Raw genomic sequence first — 21,866 nt, forward strand, 5'->3', positions numbered from 1 at the left:
AACGCTTACCGTCTCTACGGACGGTTGTTGTTCAGGGTCGAAGTCTATCGACCCGAACGGGTTCAGCCGAACTGTGGCGCGCCGTGTACAGACACACCGACCGGTCGTTCGGCCTCCTCCACATCACCGTCCACGATCACCAAAGCCACCAGATCCTCGAGATCGTCCGACTCCAATTCCGCGACCGCCGTGGCTTCCGCCGCAGTCACGAACACGTGCGTCATCCACTCGGCGACGACGAGATCGGCAGAGTCCTCGGGTGATTCGGCCCGATCGACCACCAGGACCGCACCGACCGAAGCAGCCATCACACCGGCGAACCACGCTGACGGAGAGGTGATCGCTGTGGGGACGCCCAGTCGCGACTCGTAGTCGATCCCGTACTCCCCGACCGTCCGAACGGCCGTGGCAGCAAGGGCACCATGGCTCACCGTAGCGCCGGTCGACACATCCAACACCAGAGCCGGGCTGTCCGCGGAGAGCACAGCCACGCGGTCGGTGTACGTGATCGGACGAGCCGATCGGCCGGTCACCGAGCCGGCGGTCGTCTTGTCACCGAGATCGACGATCGTGGAGATTCGATCCCAGTCCTGCGCCTGACCGGTGTCGATGACGACTACGCTCGCGCCCACCCTGACGGCACTGTCGATGTCGTCCACCAGGGCCAGTGCGCCACCCGCCTTGACCACCGCCCACCGGGCCACGACAGATTCGACCGCGTCGTCGACGACGACGGCAACCGTGACGTCGGGACCGACGTTGCGGTCGATCAGTTCGCGCGCCAGGCGTGACGAACGTCGGTCCAGCTCGAGGTACGTGGTTTCCTCACCTGCGGAGGACAACGCCGGTGCCTCGGGATCCGCTTCCACGGTCGCAGCGAGCAGTTGTGGCAACGTTCGACCGGCCACTGCACCCACGGCGTCGGCGACCGGTGTCGGGGATGCGGTCAACGCGGCCCGCTCGTCGTCACCGAGATCGTCGATCGCACCGACCTTGATACCCGGGGCCGCCGCGACGGCGTCGGCGATCCGGACGAAACGCTCGACCATCGCCGTAACGGTCGTCTCGTCGAACAGGTCTGCGGCGTAGGCGAATTCGACCGCCAGGTCTGGTTCGCCATCGGCACCGACGACGGGCCGAGTCTGCACCGTCACCTGGAGATCGAACTTGGCGGTCGGCTCGAATCCTTCGACGGGCTCGACGGTCAGGGCAGGCAGTTCGAAGCGAGCCTCGCCCAATGGTTCGACGGACAGCACGGTCTGGAACAGCGGGCTGATTCCGGGGGTTCGGTCCTGCCCGATGACGTCGACGACATGCTCGAACGGTACGTCCGCGTTGCCGAATGCCCGCAGGTCGCTCTCCCGAATGCTGCGCACGAGATCCTCGAACGTCGCGTCCGGATCGACGCTGGTCCGAAGCGCCAGCGTGTTGACGAACATTCCGACGATGTCGTCGAGTTGTTCGTCTCCCCTGCCGGCAATCGGAGTTCCGACAGCGAAGTCCCGTGCACCGCTGGTTCTCGCGAGCAGTACCGCGAGGACGCTGTGCAACACCATGAACAGAGTCGCGTTGTTCGATCGTGCGATGCCGACGAACGCCTCGTGGGTCTGCGCGTCGAGATGTGCGCGGACACTTCCACCCTGCAGCGAGGGCTCTGCCGGTCTCGGCCGATCCCACGGCAGGGCGATGACCGGGGTGATACCGCTCAGCTCGGTGCGCCAGAAGTCGACCTGCCGATTCGCTGCGGAACCCGGGTCGTTCGTCGAACCCAGCACCTCACGCTGCCACAGCGTGTAATCGGCGTACTGGATGGACAGCGGTGCGACCGACGGAACCGTGCCGGCTGTCGCGGCGAGATACGCGGTCATCACGTCGCGAGCCAGCGGCGCCATCGACGCTCCGTCGCCGCTGATGTGGTGCATCACGATGACGAACACGTACTGGATGTCGCCGTCGTCCGTTCCGGCGAGTCGGAACAGTGCACCACGCACCGGAGGCGCGGCGGTGACATCGAAGCCGTCGTACACCAGTCGACGCACCCGGTCGGCGATGTCGGCTTCACCCGTGGCGTCGATCGGATCGAGGTCGAGAGTGGTGGCCCGGGCGTCGAGCACCTCCTGGAACGCAGTGCCGTCGGCATCCTCTGGATAGCGGGTTCGCAAGGTCTCGTGCCGCTCGATCGCCCACGTCGCGGCCGCCTGCAATGCGGCCACGTCCAAGTCACCGGTGAGCCGCAGGGCAAGCGGCATGTTGTACGCGCCCGAACCAGGGTCGAGTCGATTCAGCACCCACATCCGCTGCTGAGCGAGCGAGAGCGGTACCCGCTCGCCGCCGGTCCTGGGTCGAAGCGGCACGCGATGCACTGCTCCCTGGAGATCCGTGCGCGCTGCGAGCGCTGCGACCGTCGAGTTCTCGAACAGCTCGCGAACACCCACTTGCTTGCCCAGACCAGCGGTGATGCGCGCCGCTGCACGGGTGGCCGCGAGCGAATTTCCACCGAGGGCGAAGAAGTCGTCGTCCGATCCCACCCGATCGACACCGAGCACGTCGGCGAACACGTCGGCGATGGCGATCTCGGTCGCGGTCACCGGTGCACGGAACTCACGCGCCTCGAACACCGGTTCCGGCAATGCTTTTCGGTCGAGCTTGCCACTGGCGTTCAGCGGGAACTCGGCGAGCACCATGATCTGTGTCGGCACCATGTAGCCGGGGAGTCGGCTGCCTGCGAACGAGGTCAGCTCGCTCACGTCCACCGACGCACCGGTACGAGGAACGACGTAGCCGACCAGGATTTCGCCCGATACCGTCGACGTCACCAGTACGGTCGACCGGTCGATGTCGGGGTGAGCGGTCAACGCCGCCTCGATCTCACCGAGCTCGATGCGCAGGCCGCGCAGTTTCACCTGGAAGTCGGTGCGGCCGATGTAGTCGAGTTCGCCGTCGACGTTCCACCGGACCAGGTCGCCGGTCCGGTACATCCGCGTACCCGGTGCACCGTACGGATCGGCAACGAACCGGTCTGCGGTCAGATCCACTCGCCCGAGGTAGCCGCGGGCCAACTGGACTCCCGCGAGGTAGAGCTCACCCGCGACGCCGACCGGCACCGGCCGCAGCCGTGCGTCGAGCACGGTCACCCGAGTGTTGGCCACCGGCACACCGATCGGTACGCCGGCGACATCGGCGGCGGTGACGCGGTGGTAGGTCACGTCCACCGCGGCCTCGGTGGGTCCGTACAGGTTGTGCAGGTTCGTGTTCGGCAGTGCCGTACCGATTGCCGAGGCGACCGACACCGGCAGCGCCTCACCCGACGCGAAGAGCATGCGCAGGCTCGAACACCGCGAGACTCCGTCCGCTGTCGCGAACACGGCCAGCATCGACGGCACGAAGTGTGCGACGGTGACCGACCGCTCGGTGACGATCTCGACCAGGTAGGCCGGGTCGCGATGCCCGTCCGGCTTCGCTATCGCCAGTTCTGCACCGATCTGCAACGGCCAGAACAGCTCCCACACCGACACGTCGAACGTCACCGGCGTCTTCTGCAGCACCACATCGTCGACGGTCAGACCGTACTCGTCCTGCATCCACACGAGCCGGTTGACGATGGCGGCGTGCGTCACGGCGACACCCTTGGGCTTGCCCGTCGAGCCCGAGGTGAAGATCACGTACGCGACGTCGTCGGAGAGCAGCGCGGCGCGCCGCTCGTCGGCGCGAACCGCATCGGTGGCGAATCCGGCGAGGTCGACGGAATCGACCTCGATCCGCGGCGCGACGGACGAGACCGATTCCACTGCAGACGAATCCGCCTCCGTGGTCAGAATCGCAACGGGATCGGCCGTCGCCAGGATGTACTCGACGCGTTCGGCCGGCTGGTCGGGATCGATCGGGACGTATGCCCCACCCGCGGTCAGCACCGCGTAGACACCGACGAGCATGTCCACCGATCTGCGCATGGCGATCGCGACCATCGTTTCCGGGCCGACGCCCTCGCGGATCAGCAGTCGCGCAAGCGCGTTCACTCGACCCGCGAATTCCGCGTACGTCACTCGATCGCCCTCGAAGGAGACCGCGATCCGGTCCGGGGACTGCGTCACCCGCTCCTCGAACATCGACACGAGCGTTGCCGCGGAGTCGATCTCGCGGGCAGTGCCGTTCCACTCGTCGAGTATCCGTGTGCGCTCCGCGGTGTCGAGCAGGTCGATGTCGAGAACCCGGCGCGTGGGGTCCGCCGCGAACGTAGCGAGCAGCGAGACGATGCGCGCCAGGATCGACTCGACCGCACGGGTGTCGAAGAGGTCGCTGATGTACTTCGCCGTCAGCGTCACTTCCTCGTTCGCCACCACGAGCAGGGTCAGCGGGTAGTGGGTGTTGTCGTTGGAGCCGACACCCTCGACGGTCATGCCGTCGATCGATGCGGCCTGCTGCGCCAACTCCGCCTCGTTCACCGGGTACGACTCGAACACCGTCAACGTGTCGAACAGGTTGCCCAACCCCGCATCCCGCTGGATGTCCGCCAATCCCACGTGGTGGTGATCGAGCAGATCGGCCTGCTCACCCTGGAGCCGCGTGAGGTACTGCTCCACTGTGTCGTGAGCATCGAGGCGAACTCGTACCGGAATGGTGTTGATGAACAAGCCGATCATCGATTCGACTCCGGGCAGGTCCGCGGGACGACCCGACACCGTGGCCCCGAAGACCACGTCGTCGCGGCCCGTCATCTGAGCCAACAGCATTCCGTACGCGGCCTGTACCAACGTGTTCACGGTGACGCCGAGGCGTCCACCGAGCGCGATCAACGCTGCGGTGGCCTCCGCTTCGATCCGCACCTCGGTCTCCGCCGATCGGGTGGAGATCTCGCGGCCCAGGGTCGGTGGAGTCAGCAGTGTCGGTTCGTCGACGCCGTCGAGCGAACGGGCCCACGCCTGCCGGGAGGTCTCCGGGTCGCGCTGACCGAGCCACTGCAGGAACGAGCGATACGAGCGCGGACGCGGCATCGACGAGGTGTCGCTACGGACGGCGTAGAGGTAGAGCAGCTCCTTCATCACCAGCGGCAGCGACCAGCCGTCCAGCAGCACGTGATGGTTGGTCATCGCCAGTCGGTACGTCGTGGGCCCGAGGCGAATCAGCAAGAACCGCAACAACGGGGCGGTGGTGATGTCGAAATGCTCCCGCTGATCCTCGTCCAGTGCCGCCGCGACCGCGGCGGCGCGCGCGTTCTCCTCGACACCGCTGAGATCGACACTGCGCCAAGGCAACCGCACGCCCTGCTGAACTATCTGCACACTGTCGCCGTCCGCGGTCACCGCGAACACTGCGCGTAGGTTCTCGTACCGATCCAGTAGGGCCTGTGCGGCATCGCGCAAACGCTCCTGATCGACCTCGCCTGCCAGGTCGAGAACGACCTGCATCGTGTAGACGTCCAGCGAGGTATCGGCGAACAGGGCATGGAACAGCAAGCCCTGCTGCAACGGTGCCAGCGGCCACACGTCGGTCAGTGCCGGATAACGCTGCTCGAAGCCGAGAATGTCGGCCTGACTCACGCGCGCCAACGGAAGGTCCGACGGAGTGAGGCCACCGGCACCGCGGGTACGTGCGTGGGCCGCGAGCGAGTCGAGCAGCTCCGACCACAGTTGTGCCAGACGCGCCACGGTCGCCTCGGAGATCGCGCCCCGCGGGAACGCCAGCGAAGCACTCAGGGCGCTGCCGTCGTCGGTGTCGACCACGATGGCGTTGATGTCGATCGTCTTGTTCGCGGCCATGTCCGGATCACCGGCTGCAGTCAGACCTGCGGTGTCCTCGGCAGGCAACCAGCCGAGAGACTTCATGTCCTCCGGTACCTCACCGGTACCGACCCGACCGAGATAGTTGAAGCTGATCTGCCCGGTGGACAGCGCCGCCAGCTCCGTCTCGCTCGTGGGATCGAGGTAGCGCAGCAGCCCCCACCCCATTCCTCGGTCGGGCAACGCCAGCATCTGCTCCTTGACGGCCTTCACGGCGTCGCCGAGGGCAGAGCCGCCGCCGAGGGCGTCGTCGACGTCGATTCCGGTCAGGTCGAGTCGAACCGGGAAGAGGCTGGTGAACCAGCCCACGGTCCGGCCCAGATCTGCTCCGGGGACCACGGCCTCCTCGCGGCCGTGGCCTTCGAGCTGAAGCAGTGTTGCGGGGGCATCGATCCCCTGTTCCTTGCGCAGGGCGGTGACTGCCAGCGCGAGTGCGGCGAGCAGTCCGTCCGCGACTCCGCCGTGGTAGATCTCGGGAACCGTGGTCAGCAACGTGCGCGTCGCATCCGACGACAGGGACATCTCGACTCGCTCGAGGGTGTCCACCACGTCGACGGCCGGCTCGAAGGCCCGCTCCCCCAGGACCGGGTCCGGGGTCCGAGCGATGCTGCGCCACTGCGGCAACTCGTCCGTCCGGCGCGCCGCTTCCTCCACGAGTGCGTGTGTCCAGCGCCGCATCGACGTACCCACATCCGGCAGCACCGGGTCGGCACCGCCGGCGATCTGCGCCCACGCGGACACGAAGTCCGGCACCAGGATTCGCCACGACACGCCGTCGACGACGAGGTGATGTGCGACGACGGTCAATGTGTTCGGCGCGCTCTCGACCCACACGAACGCGAGCATGCGCCCGTTCTCCGGATCGAGCGATCCGACCGCCACATCCACCGCGGCGGCTCCACCGTCCGACGACGCGGTCGTCAGCAGCCCGTCGACGTCCACCGAACCGGACTCGCCCACCTCGAGGCCCCAGCCACGATCGTCGTGCACGAGGGTGGACCGAAGAACGTCGTGGTGGTCGACGACAGCAGTGAGCGTGGCCACGACACCGTCGCGGTCGATGCCTGCCGGGAGCTCGAGTGTGAGCGCCTGATGGAAGCGACGGTACCCACCGCCGCGCTGCAGCAGTGCCGCACCGAACGGTGGCAGCGGCAGCCAGCCGACCCCACCGCCGTCGAGTTCGTCGAGGACGACCGTGTCCGCACCCTCGCCGACGACGACGGCCACCTCGGCCAGCCCGGCAACGGTCTTGCGCTCGAACACATCTCGTGGGCCGAACTGGATTCCTCTCGCCTTGGCGCGCGAGACCAACTGAATGGACACGATGCTGTCACCACCGAGAGCGAAGAAGGAGTCGTCGACGCCCACCGTCTCGAGTCCCAGGACGTCGGCGAACACGTCGGCGATGATGCGCTCGGTATCGGTGCTCGCAGTGCGGAACTCGGCGTCGCTACCGAACTCGGGATCCGGTAGTCCCCGTCGGTCCAGCTTGCCGTTCGGTCCGAGCGGAAGTGATTCGAGAACCACCACCGACGCCGGAACCATGTATTCGGGCACCGTCCGCGCCGCGACCGCCGTCAGGGCCGCCGGATCGACGACCGCGCCGGAGGCGGGTACCACGTAGCCCACCAGAATTTCGCCCGACGACGGTGTCTGCCGCACGAGCACGACGGCCTGATCGACGGTCGGGTCGGCGATGAGCGCCGACTCGATCTCACCGAGCTCGATGCGAAGGCCGCGGAGCTTGACCTGGAAGTCGGTGCGCCCCAGGTACTCCAGCTCTCCCCCGGTGTTCCAGCGTACGAGGTCGCCGGTGCGGTACATCCGGCTTCCCGCTCGCCCGTACGGATCTGCGACGAATCGGTCTGCCGTCAGGTCGGGTCGTCCCAGATAGCCACGGGCCAGCTGGGTTCCGGCCAGGTACAGCTCGCCCGGCACGCCGATCGGCACCGGGCGCAGCCGAGCATCCAGCACGGTGACCCGGGTGTTCCAGACCGGCACGCCGATCGGCACCGACACGGTGTCTGCGTCGGTGACCCGATGGAACGTCACGTCCACGGCGGCCTCGGTCGGCCCGTACAGGTTGTGCAGTTCTACTGCGGGCAGTGCCCGGCGGATGCCTGCGGCTACCGAAACCGGTAGGGCCTCACCCGATGCGAACAGCATCCGCAGAGCGCTGCATCGCTCGATGCCGTCGGTGGCAGCGAACACGGCGAGCAAGGAAGGAACGAAGTGTGCAGTGGTGACACCACGGCGTTCGATCGTCTCCACCAGATATGCGGGGTCCCGATGACCGTCCGGCTCGGCGATGTAGAGCTGGGCACCGATCTGCAACGGCCAGAACAACTCCCACACCGAGACGTCGAACGTCACAGGCGTCTTCTGCAGCACCACATCGTCGACGGTCAGACCGTACTCGTGCTGCATCCACAGCAGACGGTTGACGATGGCGGCGTGCGTGACGGCCACACCCTTGGGCTTGCCCGTCGAGCCCGAGGTGAAGATGACGTAGGCGGTGTCCGACGGCCTCAGCGGTGCCAGTCGCTCCGAATCCTCGACCGGTCGGGTCGCGGACGCATCGGTGTCCACGGTGTCCAACCGGATCTGCGGAACGGACGAACCGGCGACGCCGCCGTCGCGAGTGGTGGTCAGCACCGCGACCGGTGCTGCCGTCTCGAGGATGTACTCGATCCGATCGGACGGCTGGTCCGGGTCGACCGGCACATAGGCACCGCCTGCAGCGAGGACGGCGTAGATGCCGACGAGCATGTCCGGCGAACGGCGCATCGCGATCGCGACCACGGTCTCGGGTCCTACGCCCTCCCCGATGAGTACTCGGGCAAGCGAATTCACCCGTCCGGAGAACTCCGCGTAGTCGATCTGCTCGTCGCCGAAGCCCAGGGCCACGTTGTTCGGTGCTGCTGCTACCCGCTCGGCGAACAGGGAGACCAGAGTGTGCCGATCGTCGATCTCGCGGTCGGTCGCGTTCCACTGTTCGAGGACGGCGGTGCGCTCGGCAGGCTCGAGGAGATCGACGTCGCCGACGGGCCGGTCGATCTCGGCCGTCATCGACTCGAGAACCCGGACCAGCCTGCGTGCAAAGGCTGCCATCGACGATTCGTCGAACAGATCTGTGGCGTAGTCGAATTGGACGTCGACGCCATCGGGCGCGCCTGCGGAGTCGAACTTCTCCCACAGTGTCACCTGCAGATCGAACTTCGCGATCGCACTCGACAGATCGACACCGTCGATGTCGAGCCCGGGAAGCGCGAACGACTGTTCGGTGAGGTTCTGGAACGTGAGCATCACCTGGAAGATCGGGTGCCTGGCCTGCGTCCGTTCCGGCGCGATCGCGTCGACGAGTCGCTCGAACGGTATGTCGGAGTGCGAGAACGCCCCGAGGTCCACCTCTCGCACCAGAGCGAGCTGATCGCGCAATGTCATGCCCGGCTCGACGGACGTGCGCAGTGCGAGGGTGTTGACGAACATACCCACGAGGTCGTCGAGGTTGGAATCTCCGCGTCCGGCCACCGGCGTCCCGATCACCACGTCGTCGGTTCCCGCCAGCGCAGCCAACAGCACTGCGAGAGCAGTGTGCGCGGTCATGAACACCGTCGCGTTGTTCTCCCGAGACGCCCGGGCGATACTCTCGTGCAGTTCGGCGTCGAGCGAGAAGTTGTACGCCGCTCCTCTGTTCGTCGCCACCGCCGGCCGCGGTCGATCGGTCGCCAGATCGAGTTGTGCAGGCGCGCCGCGCAGTACCGAACGCCAGTAGCCGAGCTGCTGAGCCATGGGCGATTCGGGATCACCGTCGGTGCCGAGCAACTCGTGCTGCCACAGCGTGAAATCTGCGTACTGGACGGGCAACGGTGCCCACTGCGGATCCTCGCCCGCCGCACGGGCGGTGTAGGCGACCATGATGTCGCGGGTCAACGGTCCCATGGAGAACCCGTCCGCGGCGATGTGGTGGGCCACGAAAGCCAGGACGTGCTCACGCTCGTCGATGCGCAGGATCGTCACCCGCACCGGAACGGCGCTGGTGACGTCGAAGCCCTCGGACACGAACCGCCGCAACGTCTCGGGCACATCGGCGGCTGCCGTGTCGATGACGTCGACGGACGGTGCGCCCTCGGCCAGGCCGAGGACGACCTGACTGCCTCGCCCGTCGACCTCGGGGTACACGGTGCGCAGAATCTCGTGCCGCGAGACCACATCCGTCACCGCTCGCACCAGTGCGGGCACGTCGAGATCGCCGGACAGCTGGATCGCCACCGGAATGTTGTTCACCGCCGAGGTGGGATCGAACTGGCTCAGGAACCACATCCGCTGCTGTGCCAGCGACAGCGGAACCTGCTCGGGCCGCCTGCGCTGCACCAGAGCACGGCGCGCACCGGCACCGACGGTGGATTCGATGGCGCGGGCAAGTCCCAGCACCGTCGGCGACTCGAAGATCGCTCGCACCGGAACCACGGTGTCGAGTGCGGAGCCCAGACGTGAGACCACCTGGGTGGCGATCAGCGAGTTTCCGCCGAGCGCGAAGAAATCGTCGTCCAGACCCACGCGCTCGACACCGAGGATGTCCGCGAACACACCGGCAACCGTCACCTCGACGAGATCGGTGGGGGCCCGGAACTCCGCGGCCTCGAACACCGGTTCCGGCAGGGCCTTTCGGTCCAGCTTGCCGTTGGCGTTGAGTGGCAGGACATCGAGGATCACGAAGGCGGACGGCACCATGTAGGACGGCACCGACGACGCCATCGACGCGCGCAGGGACTCGGAATCGACCGTTACACCGTCGACGGGCACCACGTAGGCGACCAGTCGATCCCCGAGGCGTTCGTCGTTCGAGGCGACCACGGCCGCATCGCGTACCGATTCGATCGAGCGGAGCGCGGCGTCGATGTCGCCGAGCTCGATGCGGAAGCCCCGGATCTTGACCTGGAAGTCCGAACGACCCACGTACTCCAGTTCACCGTCGCTACGCCATGCTGCGAGATCGCCTGTGCGATAGAGCCGTCGGCCCGGCGAGAACGGGTTGGCCACGAACCGCTCCGCGGTGAGATCCGGCCTCCCGACATAACCGTCGGCCAACTGCGTGCCCGCGAGATAGAGCTCTCCCGTGACACCGACCGGGACCGGCGACAGACGTGAATCCAGCACGTAGACACGGGTGTTCCATTCCGGAGCACCGATGGGAACCGGCCCCGTCCCGGAGTCGTGCACCCGGTGCGCGGTGACCGACACCGCTGCCTCGGTGGGGCCGTACAGATTGTCCAGGCGTGCCCGCGTAGCGCGGAGCGCACGCTGAGCGGTGGTAGGCGGCAGTGTTTCGCCGATGGCCAGGATTCGACGCAGGCCGGACGGCAGCGTGCCCCCGGACGCCGCGATCAATGCGTCGAGCATCGACGGCACCGTGTGCAGCGTCGTCACGTTCGCCTCGGTCATCAGGTTCAGCAGGTAGCTCGGGTCGCGGTGTCCACCGGCCTCGGCGATCACGGTGCAACCGCCGGCGATCGACGCCGTCCAGAATTCCCATACCGACAGATCGAAGGTCGCCGCGGTCTTGAGCAGCACCGCGTCGTCGACGCCGATGCCGTATTCCGCACGCGCCCAGAGCAACTGGTTGACAATGGCGCGATGGCTGACGGCGACACCCTTGGGTCGACCGGTCGAGCCCGACGTGAAGATCACGTATGCCGTGTTCGCGGCACGCAGCGGCGCACGTCGTTCGTCGTCGGCGATCGGTGCATCCGAGATGTGTGCGTACTCGTCCGAATCCGCGTCGACCATCACGACGGGCACGGACCGACCGTTGCCCTCGGGAGCCGAGAACCCGTCACGAGTCGAGCTCAGGATCAACAGTGGCGATGCGTCGTCGACGATGTCGGCGATGCGGGCAGCCGGCTGATCCGGATCGAGCGGCACATAGATTCCGCCTGCCTTGCTCACCGCGTACATCGCGACGAGCAATTCGACCGAACGCCCGAGCGCAAGCGCCACCGTCACCTGCGGGGCCACTCCAGCGGCGATCAACCGCCGCGCCAGACGGTTGATCCGACTGTCGAACTCGCGATAGGTCAGCGTCCGGCCGGCGTACCTGAGCGCCGGAGCGTCGGGACGGGCGTCGACCTGAGCGTCGAACAGCGACACCAGGGTCTGCGACAGATCGACATCGTGATCGGTGTCGTTCCACGTGTCCAGGATCGTCGTTCGCTCTGCCTCGTCGAGCAGGTCCAGATCTCCGACGACTGCACTCGGGTCTGCAGCCACCGCGGCCAGCACCGCGACGAATCTACGAGCGAAGGCCTCGACCGTCGATCTGTCGAACAGGTCGGTGGCGAAGGTGAATTCGGCGTCCATGTCCGCAGGCGTGCCGTCGGCGGCGTAGCGATCGGACACCGTCAGTTGGAGGTCGGTCTTGGCGAGGGTCGACTCGGCGTCGACACCGCGGACGGTCAGCCCCGGCAACTCGAAGCTGAGATCGGCCAGATTCTGGAACGACAGGCCGATCTGGAACAGCGGATTTCGCGCGGTGGAACGCACCGGGTTGAGTACCTCGACCAGACGCTCGAACGGTATGTCCGCGTGGGCGAATGCCGACAGGTCGCGCTCGCGAGCCTGTGCCAGCAACTCCTCGAACGTCATGGAGGGGTGCACCGTGGACCGGAACACCAACGTGTTGACGAACATGCCGATCATGGGATCGAGCGCTCTCTCGCCGCGGCCGGCGATGGGAGTCCCGATGGCGACGTCCTCGGTTCCTGCCACACGTGCCAGGAACGCGGCGAAGGCCGAGTGGACGACCATGAAGACGCTGGCCTGACGTGCCCGCGCGAGGTCGGCGACGGCAGCGTGCACCGCGGCATCCACGGTGAAGCGCACCGTCTCGCCCCGGAAACTCTGGGTCGGGGGGCGGGGTCGGTCGGTGGGCAGCACCAGCTGGTCGGGCAGACCGTCCAGCGCTTCTTTCCAGTACCGAACCTGTTGCGACGCAACAGAATTCTCGTCGTCGTCGGAGCCGAGAACGGTGCGCTGCCACAGCGCGAAATCCGCGTACTGCACCGGCAGGGGTTCCCAGTCCGGAGCCGAGCCTGCCGCTCTCGCGGTGTATGCGGTCATCACATCCGTTGCCAACGGTCCCATCGATGCACCGTCAGCGGAAACGTGATGGACGACAAACGCAAGGACGTGCTCGACGTCCTCCCCGTCGATTCGCACCAGCATCGCGTCCACCGGAACCTCGCGGGTCACGTCGAAGCCGCGCAGGAAGAAGCGGCTCACCGTCTCCGGCAGGTCGGCCGCTGCAACTGTCCGCACCGACAGGTCCAGGGTGGCCTCGTCAGCCGGGAGTACCCGTTGGAACGGTCCGTGTTCGGAGTCCGGGTAGAGCGAGCGCAACGATTCGTGGCGTTCCACCACATCGCCCACGGCGGCCGCCAATGCCGCCGTGTCGAGCGCACCGGTCAGACGTACCGCGAACGGAATGTTGTCCACGGCCGACGACGTGTCGAACTGGTTGAGGAACCAGTAGCGCTGCTGTGCCAACGACAGTGGTGGACGCTCGGGCCGAGGTCCAGCCACGAGCGGCGCACGCGAGCCCGAACCGACGCCGGACTCGAGGCGATCCGCCAGCGCTGCGACGGTGGACACCTCGAACAGCATGCGTACGGGCACGGTGGTGTCCAGAATTGCACCGAGACGCGAGACCACCTGCGTCGCGATGAGCGAGTTGCCACCGAGCTCGAAGAAGTCGTCCTGGGCACCCACCCGATCGACTCCCAGCACCTCCGCGAACACGGTCGCCACGCTCTGCTCCACCGCGGTGGCCGGCGCGACGAACTCGCGTGCCTCGAACGCCGGAGCAGGAAGTGCTGCCCGATCGAGCTTGCCGACCGATGTCAGCGGCACCGCGTCGAGCACCGTGATCGATGCCGGAATCATATAGTTGGGCAGCGCTTTTCCGACGAACGTCGTCAGGTCGCCCACGTCGACCGATGCGTCGCGGACCGGGAGTACGTACGAGATGAGCGTGGTGACCCCCGAGGGCAACCGGTGTCCGAGTGTCACGGCGAACTCGACACTCGGGTACGCGGTCAGTGCCGAGTCGATCTCGCCGAGTTCGATACGGAACCCACGCACCTTCACCTGGAAATCGGTGCGGCCCACGAACTGGAGTTGAAGATCCTCGGTCCAACGCACCACGTCTCCGGTGCGATACATCCGGCCGCCGCCGACACCGTAGGGGTTGGCTACGAAGCGCTCGGAGGACAGCATGGGCCGACCGAGATAACCGCGAGCGAGAGCGCCGCCGGCCAGGTAGAGCTCACCGGCAACTCCGGACGGCACCGGACGCAATCGATCGTCGAGAATCAGAGCCGACATACCGTGAATGGGCCGTCCGACGGTGATCGGTTCGCCGGGAGTCAGGTCTGCGAAGCTCGAGATGATGGTCGTCTCGGTCGGTCCGTAGCCGTTGAAGTACTTGCGGCCAGGGGCCCATCGCGCGAGCAGTTCCGGTGTGGTGACGTCGCCGCCGACCGAGAGCACTTCGAGCGCGTCGAGACCCGTCGGATCCATCGTGCCGAGCACCGCGGGAGTGATGATCGAATGGCTGACCTGCTCGGCCTCCAGCAGCTCGGACAACTCGGTACCGCCCAGGATCTCGGCGGGCACGATCACCAGAGTTGCACCTACCGAGAACGCCGCCATCCACTCGAGGACGGACGGATCGAAGTTCGGCGAGCAGATGTGCAGGAATCGCGCCGACGGTGTCAGGTGGTACAGATCGCCGGCGGCATCGAGCACGCCCCCGAGCCCGGCGTGCGTCACCACGACGCCCTTGGGCTTACCGGTCGAGCCCGAGGTGTAGATGACGTAAGCCGGATTCTGGAACACCAACGGCCGCAGTCGATCCGCATCGGTGATCGGATCGGCCGAGTGAGCGCGCACCGCCGCCACCACGTCGTCGTCGTCGAGACGGATCCATTCCGGACCGCCGCTCGATCCATACACCGACGCCAGGTGTGCCGCGGCGGTCAGGCCGAGTACCGCACCGGAATCACCGACCATGTGGGCAATGCGGTCGCTCGGATATGTCGGGTCGACCGGGAGGTGGGCACCGCCGGCCTTGGCCACGGCCCAGACCCCGAGCACCATCTCGTAGGAGCGCTGGAACCCGAGCGCGACAACGGTCTCCGGCCCCACGCCTCTGGAGATGAGCAGACGAGCGAGCTGAGACGACGTGCTGTCGAGTTCGGCGTACGTGATGGAGCGATCGCGGTAGCGGATAGCGATCGCCTGCGGATCGAGAGCCGCTCCGGCAGCGAAGATCTCGGCGAGAGTGCCGCCTGCCAACACCTCGTCTCCGTGCACGTGCGTCAAACGGTCGTATTCGTCCTCGTAGAGAATCCCCAGGTCGCCGACCGGAGTACTCGGATCCGCCACCACACCGTCGAGAAGGCGGCGGAAGCGGTCGGCGAAGCCCACGATGGTCGACTCGTCGAACAGATCGCGCGAGTAGAGCCACGCCGCGGACATACCGCCGCCGTCGGACTCACGCAACGTCAGCGACAGATCGAACTTGGCCGTCTCGACGTCGAGATCGACGGCCGAGACCTCCAACCCGGGCAGCGCGAAGGTGCTCGGCGGCAGGTTCTCGAAGGCGATCGCAACTTGGAACAGCGGATGTCGCGAAGCGGAGCGTTCGGGGTCGAGAAGATCGACCAGACGCTCGAACGGGATATCGGCGTGCGCGAAGGCCGCCAGATCGACCTCGCGGACGTCGGCAAGCATGCCGTCGAAGCCCTTGCCCGGGTTCACCTCGGTACGCAGGACCAGGGTGTTGACGAACATTCCGATCACGTCGTCGAGTGCGGCATCTCCGCGTCCGGCGATGGCCGTGCCGACGGCGATGTCCGTCGAATTCGACATGCGCGCAAGGAATACCGCGAGGGCAGTGTGCAGCACCATGAACGTCGTGGTGCCGCTCTCCCTGGCCAGGGCAGTGAGACCGGCATGGACGTCGGGGGCGATCTCGAATTCGACGCGGCCACCGGCCCCCGAGGACTCGGCGGGACGTGGCCGATCGTGCGGAAGAGCGAGCTCGGCCGGCATCTCCGCCAGCGTCTCGCGCCAGAACGACGCCTGCCGGGAGATCAAGCTCGCCGAATCCGCCTCGCTACCGAGTACCGACCGCTGCCACAGCGTGAAGTCGATGTACTGCACCGCAAGCGGCTGCCAGGACGGCGACTCGCCCGCCACTCGTGCGAGATACGCGGTCATCACGTCGCGGGTCAGCGGACCCATCGACCAACCGTCGGCGCTGATGTGATGCACCACGAACACCAGGACATGTTCCTGCTCCGAGACCTCGAACAGCCTCACGCGCAACGGAACTGCAGCAGTGACGTCGAAGCCTGCGGCTACGAAGGCGGTCACGTCGGCCACGACCGAATCGGCGGTTGCCGCGACCGGCTCGAGATCCGGGACGACGGTACGGGTGGGGACCACGAGTTGGTGTCCCGAGCCGTCCACAGCCGGGTACACCGTGCGCAGGGATTCGTGGCGCTCGAGGACGTCCGACACGGCAGCGCGCAGCGCAGCCGTGTCCAACGAACCACGCAACCGGATGGCCACCGGAATGTTGTTCACGGCCGACTCGGGATCGAATCGGTTCAGGAACCACATCCGCTGCTGCGCCATCGACAGCGGAACCGTCTCCGGCCGAGCCTGCGGAACCAGCGGTGCCGCGGCACCGTCACCCAGGTGACTCTCCACCCGAACCGCCAGTGCCGCAACCGTACTGGCCTCGAACAGTGCACGGACCGGAACGGTCGCATCCAGTTCGCTACCCAATCGCGAGACCACCTGGGTGGCGACGAGAGAGTTGCCACCGAGGGCAAAGAAATCGTCGTCGACGCCGATGCGGTCGACTCCGAGAACGTCCGCGAACACCCGAGCGACGATCTCCTCGACGGGATTCGACGGTGCGCGATACTCGACTTCCTCGATCTCGGGATCCGGCAGGGCCTTGCGGTCCAGCTTGCCGCTGGCACCGAGGGGCAGAGCATCGAGAACGACGATCACGGCGGGCACCATGTACGAGGCGAGGCGCTCGCTCAATGCACCACGCAGAGACTGCGTGTCCACGCTCCCGGTGCCGACCACATAGGCCACCAACCGATCGGCACGGACCACGGTGACCGCCTGGCTCACCGACGGCTGCTCGAGCAGGGCCGCTTCGATCTCACCCAGTTCGATCCGTAGACCGCGAAGCTTGACCTGGAAGTCCGAACGTCCGACGTAGTCGAGTTCGCCGCCGGGCAGCCAACGCACCACGTCGCCCGTGCGATACATCCGGGCTCCGTCTTCGTCGAACGGGTTGGGCAGGAAGCGATCCGCCGTCAGATCCGGTCGCCCGACGTAGCCTCGAGCAAGCTGCGTTCCGGCGAGGTAGAGCTCTCCGTGCACTCCGACCGGCACCGGTCGCAGAGCGGAGTCCAGTACGTAGACGGCCGTGTTCCAGACCGGCGCACCGATCGGTACGACGGCGGTGTCGTCGTCGGTGACTCGGTGGTACGTCACGTCCACCGCGGCTTCGGTCGGGCCGTAGAGGTTGTGGATCTCGATGGCCGTCAGCGCCCGGCGCAGCGCCTGCGCAGTCGTCGGTGTCAACGCCTCACCGGAGGCGAACACCAGCCGCAGGGTTGCTGCGGACTCGGCGCGCGCAACGACCTCGGGTACGAACACCGACATCATCGAGGGAACGAAGTGAACCACCGAGACTTGTTCGCGCGCAATGATATCGAGCAGATACGCGGGGTCGCGATGGCCGTCCGGTACAGCGACGGCCACCGAGGCACCGTTCTGCAGAGCCCAGAAGAACTCCCAGACCGAGACGTCGAACGTCGCGGGCGTCTTCTGCAGCACCACGTCGGAGGCGGTCAGCGGATACTCGTGCTGCATCCACGACAAACGGTTGACGATCGATTCGTGCGAGACGCCGACGCCTTTGGGGCGGCCGGTGGATCCCGACGTGAAGATGACGTAGGCGAGGTTGTGCGGGCGTAACGATCCCCGGCGATCGGCGTCGACGAGAGGTTCGGCCGAATGTGCCGAGACGTCCAGCGCGTCGATATCGATCGTTTCGAATCCGCCGAGTTCGAGGTGATCACGGGTCGAGGACAACACCAGAACCGGATTCGCCGTCTCGGCGATGTAGTCGTTGCGCTCGCGCGGCTGGCTCGGATCGACGGGCACGTAGGCCCCACCGGCCGTCACGATCGCGTACATGCCCACGAACAGCTCGATGCTGCGCTCCATCGCGAGAGCGACCAACGTGTCCGGACCGACTCCACGCGAGACAAGTTCTCGTGCAACACGATTGACTCGGGCGGCGAACTCGGCATAGGTCAGCCGGTCGCCCTCGAACACCAACGCCTGCGCATCGGGTGTGGCCTCGACCTGCGCTCGGAACATCTCGACCAGCGTCAGGTCCGACGACACCTCGTGGCCGGTCGCGTTCCATGCTCGAAGCACCTGCAACCGTTCCTCGGCGTCGAGCACATCGATCTCCGCGATGGGCGCGGCAGGCGCACGAGTCACCGAGTCGAGCACCCGCAGGAACCGCTCGCCGAATGCGGCCATCGTCGACGCGTCGAACAGATCGGCCGAGTACGTCAGCGCTACGGTCAAACCGGCCGGATCGGTCCCCTCGGCCACCGAGTTCCACAGGGTCACTTGCAGATCGAACTTCGCGAGATCGGCCTCGTAATCGAGCGCGCTCACCCGAAGACCGGGGATCTCCACGGACGTGGCGTCCAGGTTCTGGAACGTCAGCATGACCTGGAACAGTGGATGACGAGCTGTCGAGCGAGTGGGCGCGAGAACCTCGACCAGTCGCTCGAACGGAACCTCGGCGTGCGAGAACGCGGCGAGATCGGTCTCGCGTACTCTGCCCAGCAGATCCTCGAAATCAGCCGCGGGGTCGATCGTGGTGCGCAGCACGAGCGTGTTGACGAACATGCCGACGACGTCGTCGAGGACGGCGTCGCCACGACCGGCAACCGGTGTTCCGATCGTGACGTCGTCGGTAGCCGACAACGTCGCCAGCAGAACGGCCAGTGCCGAGTGAACCACCATGAAGGTCGTGGCCCCGTGGGTACGCCCGAGTTGTTCGATCGCCGCGGCGAGGTCCGCATCGATCTCGAACAGGTGTGTACCGCCGTGAGTGGTCGCCACCGCCGGCCTCGGTCGATCCGTCGGCAGGTCGAGCTGTTCGGGTGCGCCGGCCAGCTGCGAGCGCCAGTAGGCCTCCTGAGCAGCGATCAGCGAGGTCGGATCGTTCTCGTCTCCGAGCACCGACCGCTGCCAGAGCGTGTAGTCGGCGTACTGGACGGGCAACGGCGTCCACGCCGGCTCCTGTCCGGAACTGCGGGCCACGTACGCGGTCACCACGTCTCGCGTCAACGGTGCCATCGAGAAACCGTCGGCCGCGATGTGATGGACCACGAGGGCCAGAATGTGTTCGGTCGGAGACAGCGCCAGTACGGCGGCGCGCACGGGCAAGCCGGTCGAGACGTCGAACGGCCGAAGAGCGAACTCGAGCAACGTCTCCGGCAGCCGGGCCTCATCGACGTCCGAGAACTCCACGTCCACTGTGGCGGAGTCGGGTTCGAGCACCTGCTGGTACCCCACTCCGGCGTGATCCGGATAGATCGTCCGCAGGGATTCGTGCCTGCCCAACACGTCCGAGACTGCCGCACGCAGAGCATCGAGATCGAGATCGCCGGACAGCGAGATGGCGACCGGGATGTTGTTGACGGCCGATTCGGGCTCGAACCGGTTCAGGAACCACATCCGCTGCTGAGCCAACGACAACGGAACACGCTCCGGCCGCGGCTGTGCCGTGAGCGCCGCACGGGGTGCACCACTCGACGCCTCCGCCGCATCGACCACAGCGGCGAGCTCGGCCACGGTGGGAGCATCGAAGAACGCGCGAACGTCCACGGAAACACCACGTTCGGCGTTGACGCGCGCGACGACTCGGGTGGCGTTGAGAGAGTTTCCTCCTACCGCGAAGAAGTCGTCGTCGATGCCGACACGGTCCATCCCGAGGACGTTCTGGAAGATCTCGACGAGCGCGGACTCGGTCTCGGTTTCCGGAGCTCGGTATTCACGGACGAGTGACCCGAAGTCGGGAGCCGGCAAGGCCTTTCGGTCGAGCTTGCCACTCGAATTGAGCGGGAACTCGTCGAGTACGACGAACAACGACGGCACCATGTAATCCGGTGTGCGACGCCGTACTGCAGCTGCGAGATCACTGTGATCGATCTCGGGGTCGGACGAGACGACATAGCCGACCAGGTGCTCACCCAGCTCCACGTGGGCCTCGTCGGCATGCACCAGTACCGCAGCCTGGCTCACGTTCGGCTCGGCGAGCAGAGCCGATTCGATCTCGCCGAGTTCGATACGCAGGCCGCGCAGCTTCACCTGGAAGTCGGTGCGGCCGATGTAGTCGATCAGCCCGTCGGAGCGCCTGCGCACCAGGTCTCCGGTGCGGTACATCCGATCGCCTGGCCCGCCGAACGGGTCGGCGACGAAACGATCCGCGGTGAGGTCGCCTCGGCGCAGATAGCCGCGCGCGAGCTGCACACCGGCGAGATACAGCTCGCCCTCGACGCCTCTGGGCACCCGGTGCAGCGACTCGTCGAGAACGTAGAGCTCGGTGTCGGCAACCGCGGCACCGATCGGGACAGCAGCCTCCTCGACATCCTGCGTGCGGTAGTACGTGACGTCGACCGCGGCCTCGGTGGGGCCGTACAGGTTGTGCAGTGACGCGGCAGAGATTCGGTGAAAGGCATTGACGGTGCGCGCCGGCAGTGCTTCACCCGATGCGAACACGGTCGTCAGAGACGTCACCTGTGCTGCAGCGGGTTCGGCGACGTACACCGAGAGCATCGACGGCACGAAGTGGGCAATCGTGACGCTCTGCTCACCGATGATTCGGGCCAGGTACGCGGGATCCCGATGACCGTCGGGCTCCGCGATCACCAGGCGGGCACCGATCTGCAACGGCCAGAAGAACTCCCACACCGACACGTCGAAGGTGAACGGCGTCTTCTGCAGCACGACGTCCGTGGCAGTCATGACGTATTCGCGCTGCCGCCACGCGATGTTGGCCACGATCGCGCTGTGCCCCACCGCGACGCCCTTGGGCCGTCCGGTCGACCCGGAAGTGAAGATGACGTACGCGAGATCACTGGACGACAGTGGGGCGCGGCGGTCTTCGTCGGTCACCGGGCCGGTGGAGTACCCGGACAGATCGACCGTATCCACCGACACGGTCTCGGTGGACGCCGGCACGTCGGGGTGATCGGTGGAGGTCGTGACCACCACCACCGGCTCGGCGATATCGAGGACGTAGCCCAACCGATCGGATGGATGATCCGGGTCGAGAGGAACGTACGCGCCACCGGCCGCGGTGATCGCGTACATGCCGATCAGCAGGTCCATCGATCGACGAATCGACAGGCCCACTCGGGCGTCGGGGCCGACACCGCGCTCGATCAGGTGTCGGGCCAACCGGTTCACCGAATCCGCGAACTGCGAGTACGTCAGCGTCTCGCCGGCGAACGTCAGGGCAGGAGCGTCCGGGGTCCGCTCGACCTGCTCGACGAAACGCCGATAGAGCGTGTCGGCCTCGGCCGAACTCCGTGGCCCGGCCGCTGCGGCCGAAACGGCTGCCGTGTCGTGTCCCAACACCGACGCCGCATCGTCGAGGAGGCCCGCGACAACGGCGTCGAGGCCACCCTCGGTTGCCTCGATCAGACCGGGGACAGCGGTGGACAGCACCACGGGCACCAGGGCGTCGGGTCCGAGGGCACCGCCCATGGCCGTGTCGAGGGCGGTGATCTCCGCATCCAGACCGACGTAGGTCAGCTCCACACCGAGGTGCGTCAGCGCCACCCGATCCGGTTCGAGCGCACCGACGCTCCGAACCAGCCGAGGCAGATCCTCGATAGTCGAAGAGCTACCGCCGAGGCCGCCTGACGCCATCTATCCATTCCTCCTGATCGAAAACCGTGCCGT

Annotated in this window: 1 protein-coding gene; it reads right to left on the reverse strand. The window is 66.6% G+C overall.

Annotated features, from left to right (window positions below):
• Window positions 1-62 precede the first annotated feature (62 nt).
• A complete protein-coding gene (locus tag CH286_RS01100; RefSeq protein WP_094608084.1) occupies window positions 63-21,833 on the reverse strand; it encodes a non-ribosomal peptide synthetase in 21,771 nt (7,256 codons plus the stop codon).
• Between the last annotated feature and the right edge of the window lie 33 nt (window positions 21,834-21,866).

The sequence above is a fragment of the Rhodococcus sp. WWJCD1 genome, from assembly GCF_002258735.1.
Lineage (GTDB): Bacteria > Actinomycetota > Actinomycetes > Mycobacteriales > Mycobacteriaceae > Rhodococcoides.